Annotated in this window: 28 protein-coding genes and 1 other annotated feature; of the genes, 4 read left to right on the top strand and 24 right to left on the bottom strand. The window is 39.0% G+C overall.

What is annotated here, in order from left to right; genetic code table 11:
* Nucleotides 1-311: 311 nt before the first annotated feature.
* Entirely contained in the window at nucleotides 312-620 is a 309-nt protein-coding gene (locus AO843_RS00420) for a post-transcriptional regulator (protein ID WP_054609193.1), read from the bottom strand.
* A gap of 93 nt (nucleotides 621-713) precedes the next feature.
* On the opposite strand from AO843_RS00420, the gene AO843_RS00415 reads away from it, so the two are divergent.
* A complete protein-coding gene (locus AO843_RS00415; RefSeq protein WP_054609192.1) occupies nucleotides 714-2,231 on the top strand; it encodes a putative polysaccharide biosynthesis protein in 1,518 nt (505 codons plus the stop codon).
* Here the strand turns inward: AO843_RS00415 and AO843_RS00410 are convergent.
* Entirely contained in the window at nucleotides 2,228-2,863 is a 636-nt protein-coding gene (locus tag AO843_RS00410; RefSeq protein ID WP_054609191.1) for a DUF421 domain-containing protein, read from the bottom strand. The two genes, AO843_RS00415 and AO843_RS00410, sit on opposite strands and share 4 nt — an antisense overlap.
* Before the next feature lie 170 nt (nucleotides 2,864-3,033).
* On the opposite strand from AO843_RS00410, the gene AO843_RS00405 reads away from it, so the two are divergent.
* Nucleotides 3,034-3,873, top strand: coding sequence for a polysaccharide deacetylase family protein (locus AO843_RS00405; RefSeq protein ID WP_054609387.1), 840 nt, complete (start codon nucleotides 3,034-3,036; stop codon nucleotides 3,871-3,873).
* A 94-nt stretch (nucleotides 3,874-3,967) separates the two neighbouring features.
* On the opposite strand, the gene yajC is transcribed toward AO843_RS00405, so the two are convergent.
* The 7 genes from yajC to AO843_RS00370 form a co-directional block, all read right to left on the bottom strand.
* Nucleotides 3,968-4,237, bottom strand: coding sequence for a preprotein translocase subunit YajC (yajC, locus tag AO843_RS00400; protein ID WP_054609190.1), 270 nt, complete (start codon nucleotides 4,235-4,237; stop codon nucleotides 3,968-3,970).
* Between the two features lie 283 nt (nucleotides 4,238-4,520).
* Entirely contained in the window at nucleotides 4,521-5,666 is a 1,146-nt protein-coding gene (gene tgt, locus AO843_RS00395) for a tRNA guanosine(34) transglycosylase Tgt (protein ID WP_054609189.1), read from the bottom strand.
* 57 nt (nucleotides 5,667-5,723) lie between these two features.
* Nucleotides 5,724-6,764: a tRNA preQ1(34) S-adenosylmethionine ribosyltransferase-isomerase QueA gene (gene queA, locus AO843_RS00390; protein WP_054609188.1), complete on the bottom strand. Its 1,041-nt coding sequence runs from the start codon at nucleotides 6,762-6,764 to the stop codon at nucleotides 5,724-5,726.
* A 17-nt stretch (nucleotides 6,765-6,781) separates the two neighbouring features.
* Nucleotides 6,782-7,786, bottom strand: coding sequence for a Holliday junction branch migration DNA helicase RuvB (ruvB, locus tag AO843_RS00385; protein WP_054609187.1), 1,005 nt, complete (start codon nucleotides 7,784-7,786; stop codon nucleotides 6,782-6,784).
* A gap of 18 nt (nucleotides 7,787-7,804) precedes the next feature.
* Nucleotides 7,805-8,425 (bottom strand): Holliday junction branch migration protein RuvA, encoded by a 621-nt coding sequence (gene ruvA, locus AO843_RS00380; protein WP_054609186.1) that lies wholly within the window; start codon nucleotides 8,423-8,425, stop codon nucleotides 7,805-7,807.
* Nucleotides 8,426-8,537: 112 nt separating this feature from the next.
* Nucleotides 8,538-9,383, bottom strand: a complete 846-nt coding sequence (locus AO843_RS00375; protein ID WP_231630033.1) for a phosphotransferase — start codon at nucleotides 9,381-9,383, stop codon at nucleotides 8,538-8,540.
* 22 nt (nucleotides 9,384-9,405) lie between these two features.
* Nucleotides 9,406-10,392 (bottom strand): LysM peptidoglycan-binding domain-containing protein, encoded by a 987-nt coding sequence (locus AO843_RS00370; RefSeq protein ID WP_054609185.1) that lies wholly within the window; start codon nucleotides 10,390-10,392, stop codon nucleotides 9,406-9,408.
* A gap of 141 nt (nucleotides 10,393-10,533) precedes the next feature.
* Between AO843_RS00370 and AO843_RS00365 the strand changes: the two genes are divergently transcribed.
* Nucleotides 10,534-11,067: a transcription repressor NadR gene (locus AO843_RS00365; protein WP_054609184.1), complete on the top strand. Its 534-nt coding sequence runs from the start codon at nucleotides 10,534-10,536 to the stop codon at nucleotides 11,065-11,067.
* 81 nt (nucleotides 11,068-11,148) lie between these two features.
* Here AO843_RS00365 and AO843_RS00360 read toward each other — a convergent pair whose 3' ends face one another.
* The 5 genes from AO843_RS00360 to AO843_RS00340 all read right to left on the bottom strand — a co-directional run bounded on the left by AO843_RS00360 (nucleotide 11,149) and on the right by AO843_RS00340 (nucleotide 14,926).
* Nucleotides 11,149-11,541, bottom strand: a complete 393-nt coding sequence (locus AO843_RS00360) for a thiol-disulfide oxidoreductase DCC family protein (protein WP_054609183.1) — start codon at nucleotides 11,539-11,541, stop codon at nucleotides 11,149-11,151.
* Between the two features lie 18 nt (nucleotides 11,542-11,559).
* On the bottom strand, nucleotides 11,560-12,441 hold the full coding sequence (pheA, locus tag AO843_RS00355) for a prephenate dehydratase (RefSeq protein WP_054609182.1): 882 nt from the start codon (nucleotides 12,439-12,441) through the stop codon (nucleotides 11,560-11,562).
* A gap of 182 nt (nucleotides 12,442-12,623) precedes the next feature.
* Nucleotides 12,624-13,079, bottom strand: coding sequence for an ACT domain-containing protein (locus AO843_RS00350; protein WP_004226679.1), 456 nt, complete (start codon nucleotides 13,077-13,079; stop codon nucleotides 12,624-12,626).
* A gap of 24 nt (nucleotides 13,080-13,103) precedes the next feature.
* Entirely contained in the window at nucleotides 13,104-14,393 is a 1,290-nt protein-coding gene (obgE, locus tag AO843_RS00345) for a GTPase ObgE (protein ID WP_054609181.1), read from the bottom strand.
* Between the two features lie 5 nt (nucleotides 14,394-14,398).
* Complete coding sequence (locus AO843_RS00340; protein ID WP_054609180.1) at nucleotides 14,399-14,926, bottom strand: Spo0B domain-containing protein; 528 nt, start codon at nucleotides 14,924-14,926, stop codon at nucleotides 14,399-14,401.
* Nucleotides 14,927-15,039: 113 nt separating this feature from the next.
* On the opposite strand from AO843_RS00340, the gene AO843_RS24410 reads away from it, so the two are divergent.
* Complete coding sequence (locus AO843_RS24410; protein ID WP_156313914.1) at nucleotides 15,040-15,237, top strand: hypothetical protein; 198 nt, start codon at nucleotides 15,040-15,042, stop codon at nucleotides 15,235-15,237.
* Between the two features lie 56 nt (nucleotides 15,238-15,293).
* Here AO843_RS24410 and rpmA read toward each other — a convergent pair whose 3' ends face one another.
* From rpmA to AO843_RS00290, 10 genes are all read right to left on the bottom strand, one after another.
* Entirely contained in the window at nucleotides 15,294-15,593 is a 300-nt protein-coding gene (gene rpmA / locus AO843_RS00335; protein ID WP_004226673.1) for a 50S ribosomal protein L27, read from the bottom strand.
* On the bottom strand, nucleotides 15,590-15,946 hold the full coding sequence (locus tag AO843_RS00330; RefSeq protein WP_054609179.1) for a ribosomal-processing cysteine protease Prp: 357 nt from the start codon (nucleotides 15,944-15,946) through the stop codon (nucleotides 15,590-15,592). The genes rpmA and AO843_RS00330 overlap by 4 nt, the downstream gene beginning before the upstream one ends.
* A gap of 16 nt (nucleotides 15,947-15,962) precedes the next feature.
* Nucleotides 15,963-16,271 carry a 50S ribosomal protein L21 gene (rplU, locus tag AO843_RS00325; RefSeq protein ID WP_054609178.1) on the bottom strand — a complete coding sequence of 103 codons (309 nt, stop codon included), beginning with the start codon at nucleotides 16,269-16,271 and terminating at the stop codon, nucleotides 15,963-15,965.
* Nucleotides 16,272-16,285: 14 nt separating this feature from the next.
* Nucleotides 16,286-16,366: a sequence feature (ribosomal protein L21 leader region), on the bottom strand.
* Between the two features lie 45 nt (nucleotides 16,367-16,411).
* Nucleotides 16,412-17,023, bottom strand: coding sequence for a zinc metalloprotease (locus AO843_RS00320; protein ID WP_054609177.1), 612 nt, complete (start codon nucleotides 17,021-17,023; stop codon nucleotides 16,412-16,414).
* Nucleotides 17,013-17,567: a M23 family metallopeptidase gene (locus AO843_RS00315; RefSeq protein WP_054609176.1), complete on the bottom strand. Its 555-nt coding sequence runs from the start codon at nucleotides 17,565-17,567 to the stop codon at nucleotides 17,013-17,015. The genes AO843_RS00320 and AO843_RS00315 overlap by 11 nt, the downstream gene beginning before the upstream one ends.
* 89 nt (nucleotides 17,568-17,656) lie before the next feature.
* A complete protein-coding gene (gene minD / locus AO843_RS00310; protein WP_054609175.1) occupies nucleotides 17,657-18,454 on the bottom strand; it encodes a septum site-determining protein MinD in 798 nt (265 codons plus the stop codon).
* A gap of 1 nt (nucleotide 18,455) precedes the next feature.
* Complete coding sequence (minC, locus tag AO843_RS00305; RefSeq protein WP_054609174.1) at nucleotides 18,456-19,124, bottom strand: septum site-determining protein MinC; 669 nt, start codon at nucleotides 19,122-19,124, stop codon at nucleotides 18,456-18,458.
* Between the two features lie 27 nt (nucleotides 19,125-19,151).
* Nucleotides 19,152-19,676 carry a rod shape-determining protein MreD gene (gene mreD, locus AO843_RS00300; RefSeq protein ID WP_082389347.1) on the bottom strand — a complete coding sequence of 175 codons (525 nt, stop codon included), beginning with the start codon at nucleotides 19,674-19,676 and terminating at the stop codon, nucleotides 19,152-19,154.
* A complete protein-coding gene (mreC, locus tag AO843_RS00295) occupies nucleotides 19,676-20,590 on the bottom strand; it encodes a rod shape-determining protein MreC (protein WP_054609172.1) in 915 nt (304 codons plus the stop codon). The genes mreD and mreC overlap by 1 nt, the downstream gene beginning before the upstream one ends.
* A 13-nt stretch (nucleotides 20,591-20,603) precedes the next feature.
* Entirely contained in the window at nucleotides 20,604-21,623 is a 1,020-nt protein-coding gene (locus AO843_RS00290) for a rod shape-determining protein (protein WP_054609385.1), read from the bottom strand.
* Between the last annotated feature and the right edge of the window lie 154 nt (nucleotides 21,624-21,777).

Below are 21,777 nucleotides of genomic sequence, written 5' to 3'. Positions count from 1 at the left end.
CAAACAAGTAACTAGCAATACCTTTTGAAACGCTTAATCCTCCTTTTCCTTAGAATCATGTTACCTGTGTCTCAAAAAGGTTGCTTCACTTATTTCAATCGTTCATAACGCGCAAGTTTATCTTTGTATTATTAGGTACTAACCTTCCCAAACGCAAGTAAAATGTAAAATCGCTTAGGTGGTTTATGTAAGTAAACACTCATTCAAAATAAAAAAAGCGCAACACACTTATTATGAAACAGGTTGCGCTTGGTGTCAATTCAACACTTTAAGGTTTCTTTGATTTATTACAAGATTTGACACATCGTTATTTACGTTTTGACTGGACCAAGCAGTAATTGTAATTCTTCTGTATTTACTTCTTCAAACCAATTATTACTTTGTAAAAACTCTACTTGATTAAATGAGACGATATCAGATGGTGATACTGAGAATATGGTAGCGATCACCTCGTATAAGCGTAGTTGTTCTATTTTCTTTTTACGCCATTTTTTTTCAACACAGTATCGCCAAAGTTCTTCAGCCGTTATGGCATCGTATTGAAAATACCTGAACTCTGCTATCTTACTATCAATTGCCGGACGAATTTTTTCAAATAGTTGCTCATATTGCATACTCATTTTGAATCATCTCCAATCAAAGTCGTAACGTAAGACATGCTTGCATACAAATAGTGTAAATGAATTTTTGCGGCTTGAGAAGGGACGGATGGCATGAGTTCTTTTGTACGAGGTACATTATTTTTAATGTTTGTGATTTTTTTATCTAAACTTTTTGGCTTCTTTTATAGAATGCAATTTATGCGCATTGCTGGTGAAGAGGCAGTCGGCATTTATATGACCGTCTATCCAGCATTTATTTTCTTTATCTCACTCATTCAACTTGGACTACCTATTGCAGTAGCTAAAATTGTGGCAGAATTACTAGCTAAAAATAAACGTGAAAGCATTTTTGGCGTCATGCGTACTGCCATTCTTTGGTCGTTTATTGGCATGATCATTTTTATGCCGCTTGTTGCACTCACAATACCATATATTTCTACGACGCTCTTACATAATGAAAATACAACTTTCACCTTATGGATTGCGCTCTTCGCCGTACCAGTATCAGTGGGATCTGGATTATTACGCGCTTATTTACAAGGTGTGGCTAAAATCACACCGACAGCTTGGGCACAAATGATTGAACAAATTGTGCGTATTAGCTTTATCACATTAATGCTTCCTTATGTGGCAAACTATAATAATGCTGCTGTGACGGCAGCTGCAGCAATGGGTATTACACTTGCTGCAGAAGTAGTAGCTTTCTTCTATTTATGGCTGCATTATATAGTCTCCAAAAAGAAACTAGTAGCACGTAAAACTAAAATCGAAGGTTACCCTGCATCGCCAATGCTTCGTATAGCGCTACCTTCTGCTGGCAGTAAGCTTTTTGGTTCTTTCACTTGGTTTTTAGAACCAATTATCTTTTTAAAAGCTTTAACGGTGGCAGGTTTAACTGCATCTGCAGCAACAATTCTTTACGGCGTCATCTCAGGTGTTTTGGTGCCATTACTATTATTTCCTGCTTTTGTGTCAACAGCTTTATCGATTGTTCTTATTCCAGCTGTAAGTGATGCCGTCGCTCGTCAGCACATCCCTTTGTTACAGGAACGGATTTCGGTTTCCTTAAGATTATCTTCTTTAGTTGGCTGTTTCGCTGCTACATATTTCTTTGTACATGGCGATGAATTGGCTATGAAGCTTTTCCATTTAGAAGAAAATCGTGGTTACGTAAAAATTTTAGCACCTATTTTTTATTTTTATTATATCCAAAGCCCTTTGCACTCCATACTACAGGCAATCGGTGAAGCTCGAGCAGCTATGATGAACTCCATCTATGGTGGTCTAGGAAAGTTATTTGTCATGTTTGTACTTGCCTCCCAGCCTGGTATCCAGGAAAAAGGAGCTGTTGTAGCTATTGGTTTTGGAGTTTTATTGACGTCTTTCTTGCATATCGCAACTGTTCGACAACGGAAAAACTTAAGAGCTGGCTTTAGAATGTTTGTCGTACCCTATAGTTGCTTTATAGTCGTTTGTATAGCCCAATACTTCCTTATACCATTGCTATCACTACCATTTATTTTGAATAGCTTTGTCACATTATTTTTGCTATTTACGAGTTTATTATTTACGAATCAATTACGTATAACGGATTTCCGCTATATCCGTAAATTAGCAAAGAAAGTTTAGCTTTCTTTTAATTGGATATACAATCGCTCGTCTTCCCAAATGCAAAAAAATACCGTTTCACTATCTGTAATATTATTCTTAGCTAGTTCAGTCTTCAACCATTCCACATCTTTATGCATGGTTAATAAATGTCTTTCTTGAATATCTCCGTCAATAATCAACGGATAAACAAAGGCTTTTTCATCTTTTTTGAAAACAGAAAGATTACCCGAAGGTTCTAAATACGCAAATGCTACATCGGTGACAGATGCGATACCATTTTCTCGTAATTGCTGACATAAATCATCTAAATTATAGCGGTGCTTACGCATTTCGCTCTCTAAAATCACACCGTCTTTCACTAGTAATGCTGGATCACCATCAACTAAGTCGCGTATTCCCTTGAACTTCAACGATAAATAAGCACTTAATATTTGTATAAAGAGCAAAATAATAATGGGTAAAATGGCATTAAACAGAGGATTTTTATAGTCATCAAGCGCAAAAGCAGCCACTTCTGCAATTAATACAAATACAACCAGATCGATGACAGATAGTTCACCGACTTCTCGTTTGCCCATTAATCGAAAAACAATGATGATAAACACATATAAAAAACAAGTTCTAAAAATAATATGGAAATATTCTTCCATCTAAATACACCCCCATAGTATCAAGGTGACCTTACTTCTTGTTTTTTATACAGATTTATGGTGTGTAGTTGCTGAAAAAAAGATTGCATTTATGGAATAGTCCCTAGTTGATCGCACACAATATAAAGAGCGAAATACTTAAGACTATAAACAGCAAACAAGGTGAGAAAATGATAAGGAAAATAATTGTTGCCGTTGTTGTTTATATTGTTCTGTTCACTCATTCCTTCCCTAGTTATGGCTACCAAGAACAGAAAATACCCGTCCTTATGTACCACCATTTAGCAGATAATATAAACAATAATACAGTTATTTCACCCAATAATTTTGAAAATCAGATAAGAACGCTTAAAGCGGAAGGCTATCATGCTATTTCAGTCCAAGAATTACATGATTACTTAAATAACCAGATAAAATTACCCGAAAAGCCTGTATTGGTCACTTTTGATGATGGCTACCTCAGCAATTACGAAAAAGCTTATCCTATTTTGAAAAAATATGACATGCATGCGGAAATTTTCGTTATTGCAAGTCGAATTGTCGATGTAAGTAAAAAAGATGCTTATCCAAATGAAATTGCCAAGATGAACTGGGATCAATTAAAAGAAATGCAAGATTATATAACCATTCAAAGCCATACTTGGGACTCACATTATAAATTACCATCAAAGTACGGAAAATTAAATGGTGCGATTTACGGTCCAAGCTATTTGAATGGACAACTAGAAAGTCAACTACAATACGAAGAAAGGGTTAGAAATGATTTTATTCGCTCCAGAAAAATAATTAAAGAAAAATTAGGCTATGAGCCCATCGCCATTAGCTATCCTTATGGTAAAAAGTCTGTGGCTACCATTAAGATAGCACAGGAAGCCGGTTTTAAAATGGGCTTTGTCATTCAAAATAAAAGTGTTAAAATGGGCGATGAATTATTCTCGCTGAGTAGAATAACTGTAAATGGCAATGATACGAGTGCCGATTTAATTCATAAAATAAATGCAATAAAATAATATGAAGGAAGCAGAAGGGTTGACACCCCTTCTGCTTCAAAATTATAAGAAAAGGCTTACAATATAGCTATTGCCTATTGTAAGCCTTTTCTCTTTAAATACTATTGTCTTTCTCAATTCGTCCGATTGCTTGACGGTCAAATTTCACACGTACATTGTCAGCGATTTTTAATGTCACTGCTGTGTCCTCAATTGCATCAATGATACCATGCATGCCACCGATTGTAATGACTTTATCCCCACGTTGCAAACTACCTTGCATATTTTGTGTTTCCTGCTGTCTCTTTTTAGCTGGACGGATTAAGATAAACCACATAGCTACGAACATTAATAATATTGGTGCTAAGCCTAATAATTGATCCATAATACTTCTTGCCCCCTTTCCAAATCTCACTTTTTTAGTATAGACTATTCCACCATTAAAAAGCGATGGACAAGCCCAAAAATTTTCTCAATTACTAATATTTTTTCTATGATTGACAATATTTTGCTAGAAATATTCACTTTTTACAAAGTTTTGAATAACTTTGCCATACTATGGCTAGTAATTCAGGACATTAGGGAGTTCCTAATGTCCTTTTTTATTTTGATATACAGGAGAAGTGACAAAAGACTTGTCCACTTACCCTACAGGTGTAAGTAATCGATTAGAAGTTTTTGGCATCTGGCCCATTAAAGCCGTATTTTTCGAAAAATTCTTCTCGGAAATCACCAAGACGATCTTGGCGAATTGCCTCACGCACTTGCTCCATTAGCTTTAAGAGGAAATGTAAATTATGATAAGACGTTAAACGAATACCGAACGTTTCTTCTGTGCGAATCAAGTGACGAATATAAGCACGCGAATAGTTTTTACATGTATAGCAATCACAGTTCGGATCAATCGGCCCAAAGTCACGAGCATATTTTGCATTCTTTACTACTAAACGACCTTCTGATGTCATCAGTGTACCATTACGCGCAATTCGTGTTGGCAGCACACAGTCAAACATATCAATACCACGAATTGCCCCATCGATTAATGAATCCGGTGAGCCAACACCCATTAAGTATCGCGGTTTATTGGCTGGCATTAAAGGTGTCGTGAACTCAAGAACGCGGTTCATTACATCTTTCGGCTCACCAACAGATAATCCTCCTATAGCGTAGCCTGGGAAATCTAACTCCACTAATGCCTCTGCAGAACGACGGCGTAAATCCTCGTACTCGCCACCCTGAATGATGCCGAATAACCCTTGATCTTCTGGACGCTTATGTGCTTCTTTACAACGTTTTGCCCAACGTGTTGTGCGGTCCACTGATTGCAGCATATAGTCGTGTGTTGCAGGATATGGTGGACATTCATCGAAGGCCATCATTATATCCGAGCCTAAGTCATTTTGAATTTCCATCGCTTTTTCAGGACTTAGGAATAATTTATCCCCATTAAGGTGATTACGGAAATGAACGCCTTCCTCCTCAATTTTACGGAATTGACTTAGCGAAAATACTTGGAAACCGCCTGAATCCGTTAAAATTGGACGATCCCAGTTCATAAATTTATGCAGCCCACCTGCTTCCTTAACGATATCATTGCCTGGACGAAGCCATAAATGATACGTGTTGGATAAGATAATACCGGCATTCATTTCTTTTAATTCTTCAGGTGACATTGTTTTAACTGTTGCTTGTGTCCCAACAGGCATAAATGTAGGAGTTTCAAAGGAACCGTGTGGTGTATGCACAATACCAAGACGTGCTCCCGTTTGTTTACAAGTATGAAGTAATTCATAGCGAATTGCTGGTTGTGTCATAAAAATAAAAATCCTCTCTTATCTGAAGTAAAAACAGTACTCCGATTGTATCTTTTTTTATTCTTTTGGTCGAATAAACATAGCATCACCAAAACTAAAGAAGCGATATTTTTCTTCTACAGCTTGCTGATAAGCACTTAAAATAGTTTCCCGAGTGGCTAGCGTACTGACAAGCATCACAAGGGTTGACTTTGGTAAATGGAAGTTTGTAATTAAACCATCCACCACAGTAAAGGTATAGCCTGGATAGATGAAAATAGACGTCCACCCTTGTTCTGCACGCACCTCGCCATTATATTTAGAGCCAATTGTCTCCAATGTACGTGTAGAGGTTGTCCCGACAGCTATCACCTTACCACCATTACGCTTTACACGATTAATCGTGTCTGCTGCTTCTTCCGTAACACTATAAAATTCAGCATGCATTTCATGGTTTTCAATAGAATCCACGCTAACAGGACGAAATGTACCAAGTCCTACATGTAGTGTTATAAAGACTACCTCTACCCCTTTTGCTTTCACTTGTTCTAATAACTCTTCCGTGAAATGTAAACCCGCCGTTGGAGCGGCAGCTGAGCCACGTTCTTTCGCATAGACGGTTTGATATCGATCTTTGTCCTCTAATTTCTCTCGAATATAGGGAGGTAATGGCATTTCACCAAGCTGCTCTAATATTTCATAAAAGATTCCATCGTAATGAAATTCAAATGTTCGTCCACCATGGTCAAGCTCACCTGTACAAGTAGCTGTCAACAACCCATCTCCAAACGTAATGACTGTCCCTACTTTTACACGTTTGGCTGGTTTTACAAGTGTTTCCCACTCATCTGTACCTGCCAATTGCTTCAATAACAATACCTCTATATGTGCACCAGTCTCCTCTTTTACACCCATTAAGCGAGCAGGTAAGACTCTTGTATCATTTAATACAAGACAATCCCCAGCACGTAACTCATCTAAAACATGAGCAAAATGGTGATGCTCTACTTTATTTGAGCCAGGTGTCACGACCATTAATCGACTGGCTGTACGATCAACTAATGGTGTTTGAGCAATAAGCTCCTCTGGTAATTCAAAATCAAAATCTTCTACACGCATGAAAAAAACTTCCTTCTTTATGTTTGTTGGGGATATTCGTATCCAAAATGTTCGTAGGCTAAATGGGTCGCTACTCTCCCTCGTGGTGTACGTTGAATAAGTCCGATTTGCATGAGATAGGGTTCATATACATCTTCTATCGTAACCCGTTCCTCACCAATCGATGCCGCAAGCGTATCTAAGCCCACAGGACCTCCTCGAAAGCGTTCAATCATGTTGGTGACAAGTTTATGGTCAATATGATCAAGGCCTCTAGGATCGACTTGTAACAATTCTAACGCTTGCTTTGCAAGACCCTCCGTTATCATACCATCTCCAAGCACTTGTGCATAATCTCGCACTCGTTTTAACAGGCGATTGGCTATTCGAGGCGTACCTCGAGAACGTCTTGCCATTTCCATTGCTGCTATTTGCTCAATTTCTACCTCAAATAAATGGGCACTTCGAGCAACAATTTCAGCAAGAGAAACATCATCATAGTACTCTAAGCGTAATAAAACACCAAATCGATCCCTTAAAGGGGCTGATAAGGCACCAGCTCTTGTAGTAGCACCTACAAGGGTAAATGGAGGTAAATCAAGGCGTACAGAACGGGCTTCAGGACCTTTACCAACCACAATATCTAAACAGAAGTCCTCCATTGCTGGATATAACACTTCTTCAATTGCACGAGGTAGTCGATGAATCTCATCAATAAATAAAACGTCTCCAGGCTCTAGTGAACTTAAAATCGCTGCTAAATCTCCTGGACGCTCAATCGCAGGACCACTTGTCATGCGCACATTGACATTCATCTCATTAGCAATAACGGCAGCTAATGTCGTTTTACCAAGCCCTGGAGGTCCATATAATAGCACATGGTCTAAACTTTCCTGGCGAAGTTTTGCTGCTTCAATGAAAATTTTTAAATTTTCCTTTACTTTATGTTGCCCTATGTACTGGGCTAACCTTTGTGGGCGTAAAGATAATTCAAAATGTTCATCATAGCTACTTGCCTCACTAGCCATCATACGTTCAGACATGCCCCTTCCCTCCTTTCCTTATTTTAATTTTAGTAATAGTTGTAACGCTTGTTTCATAAAGGAATCTGTCGTTTCAAGCTTGTCGTTGTCCTCAAGCTGTGGGCGAATTTTTTCGAGTTCCTTTTCAGAATAACCAAGTGCCATTAAAGCAAGTATCGCTTCTTCTAATTCGTGTTTATAAGGGTTTACACCAAACAATGGCAGCTCATCTTCTGTACTTGGTAACTCAATTGTCTCTAATAAAGAGCCTAGCTTGCCCTTTAAATCTAATATCATTTGACGTGCAGTTTTTTTACCTACTCCTGGGAACTTCACTAAAAATGCTTCATCTTCACGTTCAATCGCACTTATTACCTGTTGTGGGTTGCCAGTTGCTAAAATGGCTAGCGCCCCCTTCGGACCTATTCCAGATACTAAAATTAGCTTACGAAATAGCTCGCGTTGATCTAGATTTGGAAAACCGTAAAGCACTTGTGCATCCTCTCGCACATGCAAATGAACATATATCTGTTGTTCAAGTGCTGATGTTCGAAATGCAAACGGATTGGGTGTATTTAATTGCCAGCCGATACCCTGTTGTTCTAGCACAATATATTCAGGTGTAATACGGGAAATTTGTCCTTTTAAATAATCATACATCTATAATCCCTCACAATCATCGTCTTCGATTATAGCATATAGCGAACGAATGCTCGACAAAAAATGGTGTAACAAGCGCTGTTCACAGACAAAAATGACCGCCAAATGACGGTCATTTCTTCACAAATCTATCAATATCGTACCACAGTTTTGGCCAATAGGTGAGGGCTCGTTTAGTAAATGGTACTAAATAATCTAAAAATACTAGCTGCTGTTCAAGTGGTAAATCTACTGCAAAAAGCCATTCACGTAATAACTCATTCGGATATTTCAAACGATGAAGCTTTCTTTTATCTAGTCGTTTCAACTCTGGTAACTCAGCGAAAATTTTACCTAAATCATAATCGACTGCAGGTAATACTCGATGCAACCATAAAATATATTCATCATCCGCTTCTCCAAGGTGGGCCAAATCAAAATCGATTAAACGCAATTGTCCGTCCGTGCACCATAAAAAATTATGATGCACAACATCCCCATGTAATAGTGTGATGTCTTTTTCAGCTACATCCTCCAACGCAATCAGCTGCAGCGATTTATCACTATAATGCAAAATTTGATCGACTTCTTCTTTTGTTAAAAAAGCCCGAAGTTCATTTCTTCTACTTTTAAAACGCATATACCGCATTTGCCATTTTAAAAGTTGTGAGTAGGTATGCAAGCCAGGCAAACGTTGCCAAGCAATTTTTTTATGTGTGTCATGTAAAGCTATTAGTAGTTGAAGAGATTCCTTCCGATCCTTTTTATGGGCAAAGTTTGCACCATGACTTCCTTCTTGCCATTCTTGCACAATTAACTGCTCATCGTCACTCTGGACTAATGGTAGGATAAGGGTAGGCTCCATTCGCCCTAGTTGGCGATGAATCGTCCTTACTTTCTCTGCAATTTCTAATTGCTTTGCTCGTTTGACAAAATAAGTATTAGATCGATACCTATATTTCCAAATATTAGATTTCACCTCTTCGACAATATACGCTTTTTCACCATCGATAAGGCGTCATCCCGCCTGGGAAATAGTGCGGTGACATCCAAGGTCCTACTGATGACGGGCACGGCGGTGGACAATGAGTTGGACATGGTGGTGGCGGACATGGTTGCGGTGGGCAATGACACGGATCCATTTGCCATGTAGGCATAGGCATCTGCATCGGTTGTGCTTCACAGCCACAGGATTGCCCCATGTTCATCTCAGGCATCATATTATATTGTGGTTGCATTGGTTGATTAGGGAAAAACGGTGACGTAGACTCTAAGAAGTCTTCCATTCCGCCCACTTTATTTTCTGGCATCTCATAGGACATCGGTTGCTGCGGCATTGTATATTGCTCAACCTGTGGCTGCATTGGCATTGGCCACCACATTTGATGATAAATTGGTTGATGGCAACTTGAGCAATGTGGTACAGCAGGCATTTGTGGCATGATATGCACTGGTGGTGGTGCTGGATGGTGCGGCATTGGCATCGGCTTCGCTACAGGTGGTGGTGGCGGTGGTGGTGCTGGCTGTATTTGCACGGGTGGTGGTATAACTGTTTGCTCTACTTGTGGCATCACTACTTGTTGGTGCCAATTCATTTCTACAGGCTGTGGTACCCACATCGGCTGTTGTGGCATCTGCATTGGCATTGGCATCGGTATAGGTATTGGAATCATTTGTGGTTCTGGCATTGGCATTGGAGCTGGTGGTACAATTGGTGGTGGCGGAGGCATTGGTCTCTGCACCTCTTTTTTGGGATTTTCTTTAGGTGTCTCCTTATGCATTTGTGTTTCCTTTTTCGGCATCTCTTTATGTGACTCTCTATGCTGCTCTTTGTTTATTTTTTCAGGCAAAATAATTTCCATGCCCGGGACAATATAATCTGGGTTGGCAAGATGGACATTGAGCCGCTTCAAATCTTCAAACGAAATGCCGTACTCTTTCGCAATCTTCCACAATGTGTCTCCCTTTTGAACAATATGAATACGCAATTTTTTCCTCCCTTCCTCTCTACGTATCATATGTTCAATGTTTCATTTGGATACAAAAATTTCAACAAGTTAGAAATGCTTCATGGTACACTAATCTATAGGGAATACTGTTTCCATTATTACGGGCAGAGGTGATCTCTTATGAAAAAAATGTTAGGCGAAGAACGCCGACTGCAACTATTAGCGCAATTAAAAAAAAGTAAAGCTCCTATAACGGGGACAGACTTGGCTAAATTCGCCAATGTTTCTAGACAAGTTATCGTCAATGATATGACTTTACTAAAGGCAAGAAACGAACCTATTATCGCTACGAGTCAGGGTTACCTTTATATGCATCAGGAACAATTACAGCAAACAGTTGAACGCACATTACCATGCATACACTCATCTGAACAAACAGAAGATGAGCTAATGACGATTGTAGATTGTGGTGGCACCGTCAAAAATGTTATTGTTGAACATCCCATCTATGGCGAACTAACAGCCTCCATTATGGTGTCAAACCGTCATGAGGTAAAACAATTTATCGAACGGGTTAATGCAACGCAGGCTAATTACTTATCTGCGCTCACGGGGGGCATTCATCTTCATGTCATTACAGCCCCTTCAGTGGAAGTATTAACATTAATTGAACAGGCTTTACAAAAAAAGGGCTATTTGGTGACAGACCAATAAATAAAAGCACAGTATGAAAATATACTGTGCTTCATTATTTTCTTCTGAGAATTTTACTGTCTTCCGCAGGTACCCAACCATTTATGTGAGAAATCGTTGTCGTTGCGAAGGTGTAGGCAATGAGCATTCCTTTTTTTGACCAAATAAATGATAGCGGCGCTTAGCGAATTGTCTATATAACGCATTGCGTAAAATTGGAGGCACAAGGATGAAAAGATAATAGCAAGGCCAAATTTTGTCCAATTTTTTGCATATTTTTAAGGCAGCCGTAGATTCAACATATGCTTTCTCATGTTCAATGAGGATAACACTATCTATATTCTCAGGTATATTGAATTGTCGGAGGAATGCTTGGCCGACATCACTTTGCAACGACGCAAATTGAAAATAGCCTACTTGATCATGTTTGATAATAAATTGAACGGTGCTATCACAAAAGTTACAGATGCCATCAAATAAAATGATCCCACCCATCACATTTCCCCCTTACAGCTATTCTGCCTCGTCAGACGTAAGATAAGTAAAGTATGTACCCAGTGACTTTACCTTGCAACCTAGTGCAGCAAGTTCTTCCATCGCACCACGCATCATTGGTTCTTTTTCATCTGCTAATACATCAATCATGAAAAAATAATCACCTAAGCCCGTTTTCAGTGGACGTGATTCAATTTTACTTAAGTTCAGTTGACGCCATGCAAAGACAGAAAGCACCTGATGTAATGCCCCTGAACGATCAGTCGGCAATGTAATCATAAAAGTGGTTTTTGCCTGTCCTTCCGATAATTCTTGTGGCAAACGTTTATTTTGCTTAGACAAAACAAAGAAACGAGTATGATTAAAATGAAAATCATGGATATCGGACTCTACTATTTCAAGACCATATTTTTCTGCGGCGGCTGCATTCCCAACTGCTGCAATACAGTGATCTGGATTTTCGGATACATATTTTGCCGCAGCTGCTGTTGAAGTTGTTTGATGAAGTGGCACATGACTGAAACGATAAAATAAATACTTATGGCATTGTGCTAGGGCGTGTGGGTGAGAATAGACTCCTTCAATGGATTGCCAATTATCCTTTTGCGCTTTATTGACCATTAAATGCTGCTGTATTTTAAGCAACAGCTCACCTGTTACATATAGTGTTGCTTCATGGAATAAGTAATCTAGTGTAAGTGACACAGAACCTTCTAAGGCATTCTCTAATGGGACAACGGCTAAATCTACCTTTCCTTCTGCTACTGCCTCAATACATTCTGGAATCGTTGCACATGGGACAAGCCACTCATTTGGAAAAGTAGCCTTTGTTGCTAAGTATGTAAATGATGCTTCTGGTCCTAGATATGCGATTCGATTTTCCCATTGTTGCTTTGTCATTGCAAAAACCTCCTTTATGGAATAAGGAGCAGTCCCTAGCGATTGATGTATCACTGAGGGACAGCTCCTTATTTGAGCTTTGGTATCGTATTATTACTCCAGTGCTTCAAGAGCATATGGATTATTAAACACGATAATTGTCATTTTTGTCAAAAATTAAAGGATCGAACAACTTGCTGTGATTACAGAGCACCGGAACTAATGACTTCCGCTGACTCAACAAAATCTAAGCGCTTTAATTGCTGGATTAGGTCATCAAGATCACATGTCATACTTGTTACATCTAGTGATAATGTAACATTGGCACGTCCCTGAATTGGGATTGTTTGATGAATCGTCAATACGTTACAATGTGTAATTGTCACAGTTTCTAAAAGCTTAGCAAGTGTTCCTTTTCTGTCTTGAAGCTGTAAAAAGACTGTTAAAATGCGTTCCTGCACAATTGAATGAAAAGGAAAAACCGCATCACGATATTTGTAAAACGCACTTCGCGATAAATCCACCTGCTTTACCGCATCCCAAATGGAAGATACTGAACCACTTGATAATAAGTGTTTCGCCTCCAAAGTTTTTTGCATTGCATCCGTTAAAACATCCTCACGAACTAGATAATATCGCTGATTCGCAACATTCTTCATACGCTTCCCCCTAAAACTCATGTCTTAATCGACAAATTCAAATTCAAACTCTTGTAGGCGTACTGTATCGCCATCCTGTGCTCCACGTTCACGTAGAGCCTCATCCACACCCATTGCACGCAATTGACGAGCAAAACGACGTATACCATCTTCACGGCTAAAGTCCGTCATTTTAAACAAACGCTCAATGGCATAACCAGTAATAATAAATGTACCATCATCGTCACGAGTGATTTCGAAACCTTCACCTTTCGCCTCATGCTTGTACATTACGGTTGCGTCTGATTGTTCCTCTACCTCATCATATAGTAGGAATTCAGGCGTTACTTCTAATAGATCCGCAATAGCAAACAACAGCTCTTTTAATCCTTGACGTGAAACAGCAGAAATTGGGAAAATTTGAACATCTTCCCCTACCTTTTGGCGGAATGCTGTTAAGTTTTCCTCTGCATCGGGCATATCCATTTTATTGGCTACAATAATTTGTGGACGCTCTGTTAAACGAAGATTATATTGTTTTAGCTCTTCATTGATTGTTAAATAATCCTCATATGGATCGCGGCCTTCCATTCCTGACATATCAATAACGTGGACAATAACGCGTGTACGTTCAATATGTCGTAAAAATTGGTGGCCTAATCCTACCCCTTCATGAGCCCCTTCAATTAACCCTGGTAAATCCGCCATCGCAAAGCTTCGGTGATCATCCGTTTCAATCATGCCTAAGTTCGGTACAATTGTCGTAAAATGATAAGCACCAATTTTTGGCTTAGCAGCAGAAACAACAGATAAAAGCGTTGATTTACCAACACTTGGGAATCCTACTAAACCTACATCTGCTAAAACTTTTAACTCTAATATAACATTTAATTCTTGTCCTGGCTCACCTTTTTCAGAAAGTTCTGGCGCTGGGTTGGCAGGTGTAGCAAAGCGAGAATTTCCACGGCCACCTCGGCCTGCTTTCGCAATAACGGCTCTTTGCCCATGCTCGACTAAATCAGCAATAACGGCATTTGTTTCTTCATTCATAACCACTGTACCTGGTGGTACCTTAACAATTAAATCTTCCGCATTTTTACCATGCATGCCTTTACTCATACCATGCTCGCCACGCGGTGCTTTAAAATGGCGTTTATAGCGGAAATCCATTAACGTACGTAAGCCTTCCTCTACTTCAAATACGACATTACCGCCATGTCCACCATCTCCACCAGCTGGACCACCATTCGGTACATATTTTTCTCGGCGAAAGGCAACCATGCCATCTCCGCCTTCGCCACCTTTAACATAAATCTTTACGTGATCGACAAACATTTAGTTCACTCCCTATTTGCACTCAAGACATATTGCCAGCGTGTATTTGTCTGCTCAATTGTTTGAATGTCGAATTGTTTCAAACCTTTTTCGGTGAATGCATCAGCACTCCATAACCCATTTAGCGTGAATGTCACGGCAAATGTATGATCGTCAACACGTACATCTAGCGTTAGGATCTGCTCTGTAAATGGATCTAATGTATCATAAACATGCATAACTGTTTTGTTTAAGTAATCTACAATTCCCTGATCAATTTTATTGGTCACAGGCTTTTTTATCTCGCCACTCATCTTCCATGCTAAGGAAGGATAACGCCATCCTGCTGTTTGTAGCCATTCAATTGTATGTGGTAATTGTAGTCGATTAAGGATAGAAAACACTCTTAACTGTTCTGAATAATGCTGAATAAGTTCCTTCGATTCATCAACTCTACCTAAATCTAAATTCATGCGAATCAGTTGCAGTTGATTCACAAAATCATGATTTGCAAAACGTAATACTTCACTAATGGTTAGTGATTGATTGTTCATCCCATTCACTCCAATAAAGTTATCTTTACTAGTATAACAAGTTTTGCTGTATTTTTCCCTTAATTCTTTATTCAATTATGCCCAGGCATAATTGCGTCTGGAATCGGTCTGTTTTGGGCCAACAAGATGTTGGTTATTCAGTCGTTGCCACAGGTCGCGACGATTATAGACGGTGTTCCTCTATTTCAGTGGATGTTTGGTCACCACTGAAAATGAAAACCGCATGTATTTCATCACCTATAAACGCAGAAGACTTCTGTTCCTACGTTTTCGATCCAACTTGTCATCTATTGAAAGAGGCTGAAATTTAGCCAAAAAAAGGACTGCAATAAATGCAGTCCTCCGCTTTATGTTATCTTATAAAAGATTAAGCTTCTTGTGGTGCTGGGTATACAGATACTTGTTTGCGATCGCGACCTAAACGTTCGAATTTAACAACGCCGTCAACTTTAGCAAATAGTGTATCGTCACCACCACGACCTACGTTTGTACCTGGGTAAATTTTTGTACCGCGTTGACGGTAAAGAATTGAACCACCAGTTACGAATTGGCCATCAGCACGTTTAGCACCAAGTCGTTTAGACTCAGAGTCACGTCCGTTTTTAGTAGAACCTACCCCTTTTTTCGATGCGAAAAGTTGAAGGTCTAAAGCTAATAATAATTTCATCGAGTTCCACCTCCTACTTGGTTGTAGTTGATTTGGATGTATTGTCCGTAATTCTGCACCATAGAATACACTTGGGCAGTCATTACTTGAACAATTAACTGTAGTTTTGCATCCACTTCAGGCTCTAAATATGACGGTAGATCTACCTTAAGGTAGCCTCCACCTTCAGCAGCTTGTTCGATTTCTGGTTGAATTTGTAGTAATGCATAAATAGCATTTACTGTACCAATGGCAATGGTAGATGCTCCTGCACATACTAAATCTTTACCAGATTCATCGTACCCAGCATGTCCTGAAAATTCGAATGCTGACACATGTCTATTTTCATCGTGATGAATCGTAACCTGTATCATTCGCTACACCTCACTATTAAGCGTTGATTGTTTCAACAACTAATTTTGTGTAAGGTTGACGGTGACCTTGTTTACGACGGTAGTTCTTTTTAGCTTTCAATTTGAAAACAACGATTTTTTTCGCACGGCCTTCTTTAACAACTTTAGCTGTTACAGTAGCGCCATCTACGAATGGAGCACCAACTTTAACGTTTTCGCCACCTACGAATAAAACTTTATCAAAAGTTACAACCTCGTCAGCTTCTACGCCTAATTTTTCAACATAGATTTCTTGACCAGCTTCTACTTTGATTTGTTTACCACCAGTTTCAATAATTGCGTACATTTTACTGCACCTCCTCTTAGACTCAGACTCGCCTGTTTAACAAAGGTGATCTTATGTAAGATACTTAAACCTTTCCAGAGCGGTTGTAGTAGCACGGGTGCTACAAACAATAACATTAAAATATTACCACATGACTTTTTTTAAGTCAATCTATTCATAACATATTTTTCAAAAGCTATACGATACTTTCGATAACGCCATTCTTTTAAAACTTGAAGCCAGATGAATAAACAAATGATTGCTAGAAAAATAGATTGTGGTAGGAAATTTAATGTTATCAGAAATAGCGTAGTGGCAACCATAAAGGACAGCCAATAATACATTTCCACCACACGGGCATTTGGATAATTTAAAAATAACCATGCTAATAATATCCTTCCACCATCTAATGGTAGGATAGGCATAATGTTTACTAATAATAACACAAGTTGAACAGTAATAAGCTTAGTGGCAAGTTGTTCAGGCATAAAAAAAGCGAGGCCAATCCCCATAATAGTAGCGATTGGTCCTCCCAATGCAATCCATAGGAGTGACGAAGTTTGCACAACCGCCGGATTTTCAAATTGAATTTCCCCCCCGTATGGTGTAATAACACATGATTTCACCCTTACTCCGCACAATAAAGCTGCTAATAAGTGACCTGCTTCATGCCACAATAGCGAAAAAAAGATAATAGCGTAGTAAGCGAGTTGCCCACTAAAAATCATGACAAATACGAGAGGAATGCAGAGAAGATGTAATTTAATCTTCATCGGTCTCCATCGTTTCCAACCATTGTACAATTTGCTCTAAATCGTAATGGGCATCTCCCTTTTCAATGGAAAGATAAAGTTGCCCAGCTTCTTTCATGCCAATCAAGTCATTTGCCTGAATGGATGTATAGGGTAGCTGTGCTAAGCTATCTAGCATTCCATAAGAGACGGTTGTACCATCATCATAACTAATGGTCATAGTCTTACCAGTATATTTTGTATGGCCTGTAAAAACGACTAAACCATTCTGCCCTGCATAAACTGGTAAACCTACATCATACTGCAGTAAATATCCCTCTTTAAAAACTTGGGCATTGGCAAATGTTAAAAGATCTGCTTGCCCCACATCACTAGATACCGTAATGGTCTCTTTTTCCTTATCGAACCAACTTTGTCCCAGTTCACTTAAGTAAGTTAAATCTGCAGAGGTTGTCACCAGCTTTCGAACAGGGGTATCGACTACACCTTGATCTTCCAAACGAATTACAAGCATAGTTGCTGCCACAAGTAGCACCGTGACGAACCATTTCCATTTTTTAAGCAAGCCCTCATCCTTTTTTCCACACTATATGTGATTGCATGTCCAAACATGCAAAAAAACCTTCTCGTACAAATGTACGAAAAGGTTTTAAATTATCTTGAAAATAATGCTTTAAGTTTTGAAAACATACCTCTTTGCTCGTCTTGAATTGCCATTAATGGAACTGACTCTCCAAGAATACGACGGGCAATATTTCGATAGCCCAATGATGCTTTATTAGCAGGGTCCATAACAATTGGTTCCCCTTTATTGGAGGATGAAATAACACCTTCACTATCTACAATAATCCCTAATAGGTCAATAGACAAATGTGTTGTAATTTCATTGACATCCAAAGTGTCACCACTCTTCATCATATGTTGTCGAATACGATTAATGATGAGTTTAGGAGCCGTTATTTCTTCCTGTTCTAATAAACCAATAATACGATCTGCATCTCGAACAGCGGAAATTTCAGGTGTTGTGACAACTATCGCATGATCTGCACCTGCAACGGCATTACGATAGCCTTGTTCAATACCAGCAGGACAATCTATTAATACATAATCATAGTCCCTTTTTAATTCCTCTACTAAGCTCTTCATTTGCTCAGGGGTAACAGCATTTTTATCTGTCGTTTGAGCAGCAGGTAATAAAAATAGTTTATCATCCACGCGCTTATCTTTGATCAATGCTTGATGAATTTTACAGCGCCCTTCCACTACATCAACTAAGTCATAAATAATACGATTTTCTAGGCCCAAAATAACATCTAAATTACGCAGGCCAATATCTGTATCAACTAAACATACCTTTTTACCTTGTAGAGCCAATGCAGTCCCAAGGTTAGCCGTTGTCGTTGTTTTTCCGACACCGCCTTTACCTGAAGTTATGACGATCGCTTCTCCCACACTAGCTTCCTCCCTTAGACACATTTAACAATGGTCGTATATTTTTTAAGGCGTGAATTTGATCGTACGTAATGCGTCCATCGTAACCAATAAATGCACAAGTCATTTCTGCTTGGTTGATTTCTTTCACATGCTCATCTGACATTGCTTCAACCTGATCAGCAATCATGATATGCGTAGCTTCAAATCGAGAGGCGGCAATGATTGCTTCTTTATTGCCCTGCACACCCGCGTGCGCTATTCCCTTTAGCTTACCTAAGACATATACATTACCACCAGCCTCAACCCGACCGTTTGGATTCACATTTCCTACAATGATAATGTCCCCTGACGAACGTAAAATCTGCCCTGATCTGACCACACCTATATATGTATCTTGTTGACCTTCAATCATTTTCTGGTTGCTTTCATGGACAGTCAGTACTTCGCTTTGTACATTCGCTACAATGAGTTGTTCTGTTTCTTGCACAATATGGATAAGTTCATCGATCTGTTTATCAGTACAGTATCGATAGCCTAAGTATAATTGTACATCTACTTTACCATCGATACCGCCTTCTAACACTTTTTTCTTTAATTCTTCTACTAAATCGCTATAAGCACATTGGTCGTCGAGACGCAGTACAAATCCGTCCTTCGTTCCCTTCATATTAACTAATTGTTTTTTCATGAATGCCTCACCTCACGTTGTTCTTTGTTAAGAAACCTCACGTGCTCTCTGTAAGACACGCGCATTAATTAGATACTTGAAGGCCCAACCAAGAATCACTAAAAATAAAGCATTAGCAATGATTGTTGGTAGTAGTCGTGAACGTAAGAAATCCGCTAAAGGTATTGCTGTAAAATCGATCAAGAAGAAAAATTGATAGAGTATAAATTCTAAAATGGCTACTAACACAACTGAAATAGTTGTCGTTACTACTAGGTGCTGATGTATAACTTTCACGATAGACCCTGCTAAAAAACAAATAAGTGGATATAGAACTGAATATAATCCAATAATATCAATGTAAAACACATCATACAAGACACCAAAAAAAAGTCCATACATTACCGCACGTTTACGGCTGTAATAGATGGATATAAAGATTAGGTATAAAATTAAAAATCGCGGTACTAGAAAATACACTTCCCCATTGATTTCAATTGGGGAAAGCATCGCAAATTCAGGTTCTAGTAAGAATAGTAAAACCGCCACAGAGGGGATGAGAAAACGAACCATCATTCCGCCTCCTCTTCATTCGTATCTTGCGGATTTGTTAAATCTTCGTTCATTGAGTTGCCATCTGAACCATCAATGACTGTTGATGTACGCTTAGCAATAACAACATGCTCCAAAATTGAAAAATCAGCAGATGGTTTGACATATGCCATTTTCGTTAAGCCATGATCATCTGTACTAACCTCTGTAATTTCTCCAATAGGGACACCTTTTGGGAAAATACCACCTAGTCCTGAAGAAACTACCTGCTCGCCTTCTTTAACCTTAAAACTAGAATCGATTCGCTTCATAATGAGTTCATTACGTTCTTCATCAAAGCCCTCGATTAAACCGTAAGCTTCTTTTTCTCCTAAAACCATCGCAGAAACACGATAGTTTGGATTATTTGTATTTAAAAGCTCTACCTCAGAAGTGAAAGGTGTCACTAGTATGATTTTTCCAACTAGCCCTTTCGCTGTCATTACCGCCATATTTTTACTGACACCATGAGAAGATCCTTTGTCTAAAATGATTTTCTCTTCCCATTGGTCAGGATTTCTAGCAATCACTGTTGCCTGAATTGGATTAAATGCCTTTAAGCTCTCAGTTTTATCCAAAAGCTCACGAAGCTTTTTATTCTCTGATTTTAAATCCGTAGCCTCAGCTTGTACAACTGCAAAATCTTCTAAGCGTGCTTTTAAACGTTTATTTTCTTCGTACGTGTTTAAGAGGGAGTCAATATTATTAAAAATACCATTAACATAATTCGCCGGCTTCGCAACAATCGATTGTGCGACGCCGACAGTATCTTTAATAATTTGCTCTGGTAAAGTAGCATTCGTCCGATCACGTAATGAGAAGCTAATCAATGCCACAAGAAAAACCATGCCTACGAGCAGCAAAATTACTTTCTTATTGAAAAAAAAATGTGGCATTGCCTAAACCTCCTTACCCTTTAACTTGTTGTTGACGAATTAAGTCCATATGATCTAATGCTTTACCTGTACCAATTGCTACACAGTCTAAAGGATCTTCTGCAATAAATACTGGCATATTTGTTTCTTTACTAATAACTTTATCTAAGTTTGTTAATAATGCGCCACCACCAGTTAACACGATACCACGTTCCATAACATCCGCAGATAATTCAGGAGGTGTTTGTTCTAAAGTTTTTCGAACGCCATCAATAATTGATGCAACAGCTTCACGTAATGACTCCGAAATTTCTTGAGAAGAAATCTCAATTGTTTTTGGTAAACCTGTTAGAAGGTCACGACCTCTAATATCCATCTTTTCTTCTGGTCCTTCAGCTAATGCCGTACCAATTTCCATTTTCACCGCTTCTGCAGTACGTTCACCAATTGTTAAATTATATGTTTTACGGATATATGAAATGATGGATTGATCCATTGCATCTCCACCAACACGTACAGATTCACTCGTTACAATACCACCTAATGAAATCACTGCTACCTCTGTTGTACCACCACCGATATCAACAACCATTGACCCTGTTGGATCCCATACTGGTAAATTTGATCCGATCGCCGCTGCAAATGGCTCTTCGATTGTGAAAGCTTCTTTCGCACCTGCTTGTCGAGCAGCATCAATAACCGCACGTTGTTCCACTGAAGTAATACCATAAGGCACACAAATCATGACATTTGGTTTTTTCCAATTGCCTCCAGAATTTTTAGAGGCTTCTCTTAAATAATACTGAATCATTGCCGTCGTAATATCGAAATCAGCGATAACGCCATCTTTCATTGGACGAATTGCTACGATTGAGCCAGGTGTACGACCAATCATATTTTTAGCATCATTACCAACTGCAACGATATCTCCTGTTTTCGTATTTTTCGCTACTACTGAAGGTTCGCGTAAAACGATTCCCTTTCCTTTAATAAACACTAATGTATTCGCTGTGCCGAGGTCAATCCCGACATCTTTGCTTCCTAGTCCAAACAATTTGTGTACTCCCTTTCTATTTAAGCCATACTTTCGTTGACATCCATTATCTTTGACAGCATGTACAGGAAATTCAATTGTATAAAAATACAATTGACTCCTCCACAAAACCCATAGCACCCCGTCAAAGTTTTTATCTTCATCAGCTAGTGTT

Source organism: Lysinibacillus sp. ZYM-1 (assembly GCF_001308875.1).
Lineage (GTDB): Bacteria > Bacillota > Bacilli > Bacillales_A > Planococcaceae > Lysinibacillus.
This window is presented reverse-complemented; position numbering and strand designations above follow the sequence as displayed.

Excerpts from the sequence above, each read along its gene's own strand:
- AO843_RS00405 (WP_054609387.1), top strand. The coding sequence starts at position 3,034 with ATGATAAGGAAAATAATTGTTGCCGTTGTTGTTTATATTGTTCTGTTC.
- AO843_RS00415 (WP_054609192.1), top strand. The coding sequence starts at position 714 with ATGAGTTCTTTTGTACGAGGTACATTATTTTTAATGTTTGTGATTTTT.
- mreD (WP_082389347.1), bottom strand. The coding sequence starts at position 19,676 with ATGGTTCGTTTTCTCATCCCCTCTGTGGCGGTTTTACTATTCTTACTA.
- AO843_RS00365 (WP_054609184.1), top strand. The coding sequence starts at position 10,534 with ATGAAAAAAATGTTAGGCGAAGAACGCCGACTGCAACTATTAGCGCAA.
- yajC (WP_054609190.1), bottom strand. The coding sequence starts at position 4,237 with ATGGATCAATTATTAGGCTTAGCACCAATATTATTAATGTTCGTAGCT.
- AO843_RS00340 (WP_054609180.1), bottom strand. The coding sequence starts at position 14,926 with ATGAACAATCAATCACTAACCATTAGTGAAGTATTACGTTTTGCAAAT.
- obgE (WP_054609181.1), bottom strand. The coding sequence starts at position 14,393 with ATGTTTGTCGATCACGTAAAGATTTATGTTAAAGGTGGCGAAGGCGGA.
- ruvA (WP_054609186.1), bottom strand. The coding sequence starts at position 8,425 with ATGTATGATTATTTAAAAGGACAAATTTCCCGTATTACACCTGAATAT.
- AO843_RS00420 (WP_054609193.1), bottom strand. The coding sequence starts at position 620 with ATGAGTATGCAATATGAGCAACTATTTGAAAAAATTCGTCCGGCAATT.
- rpmA (WP_004226673.1), bottom strand. The coding sequence starts at position 15,593 with ATGAAATTATTATTAGCTTTAGACCTTCAACTTTTCGCATCGAAAAAA.
- AO843_RS00410 (WP_054609191.1), bottom strand. The coding sequence starts at position 2,863 with ATGGAAGAATATTTCCATATTATTTTTAGAACTTGTTTTTTATATGTG.
- minC (WP_054609174.1), bottom strand. The coding sequence starts at position 19,124 with ATGAAAAAACAATTAGTTAATATGAAGGGAACGAAGGACGGATTTGTA.
- queA (WP_054609188.1), bottom strand. The coding sequence starts at position 6,764 with ATGCGTGTAGAAGATTTTGATTTTGAATTACCAGAGGAGCTTATTGCT.
- rplU (WP_054609178.1), bottom strand. The coding sequence starts at position 16,271 with ATGTACGCAATTATTGAAACTGGTGGTAAACAAATCAAAGTAGAAGCT.
- ruvB (WP_054609187.1), bottom strand. The coding sequence starts at position 7,786 with ATGTCTGAACGTATGATGGCTAGTGAGGCAAGTAGCTATGATGAACAT.
- AO843_RS00350 (WP_004226679.1), bottom strand. The coding sequence starts at position 13,079 with ATGAAGAATGTTGCGAATCAGCGATATTATCTAGTTCGTGAGGATGTT.
- tgt (WP_054609189.1), bottom strand. The coding sequence starts at position 5,666 with ATGACACAACCAGCAATTCGCTATGAATTACTTCATACTTGTAAACAA.
- AO843_RS00360 (WP_054609183.1), bottom strand. The coding sequence starts at position 11,541 with ATGGGTGGGATCATTTTATTTGATGGCATCTGTAACTTTTGTGATAGC.
- mreC (WP_054609172.1), bottom strand. The coding sequence starts at position 20,590 with ATGCCACATTTTTTTTTCAATAAGAAAGTAATTTTGCTGCTCGTAGGC.
- AO843_RS00330 (WP_054609179.1), bottom strand. The coding sequence starts at position 15,946 with ATGATACAGGTTACGATTCATCACGATGAAAATAGACATGTGTCAGCA.
- AO843_RS00320 (WP_054609177.1), bottom strand. The coding sequence starts at position 17,023 with ATGAAGATTAAATTACATCTTCTCTGCATTCCTCTCGTATTTGTCATG.
- pheA (WP_054609182.1), bottom strand. The coding sequence starts at position 12,441 with ATGACAAAGCAACAATGGGAAAATCGAATCGCATATCTAGGACCAGAA.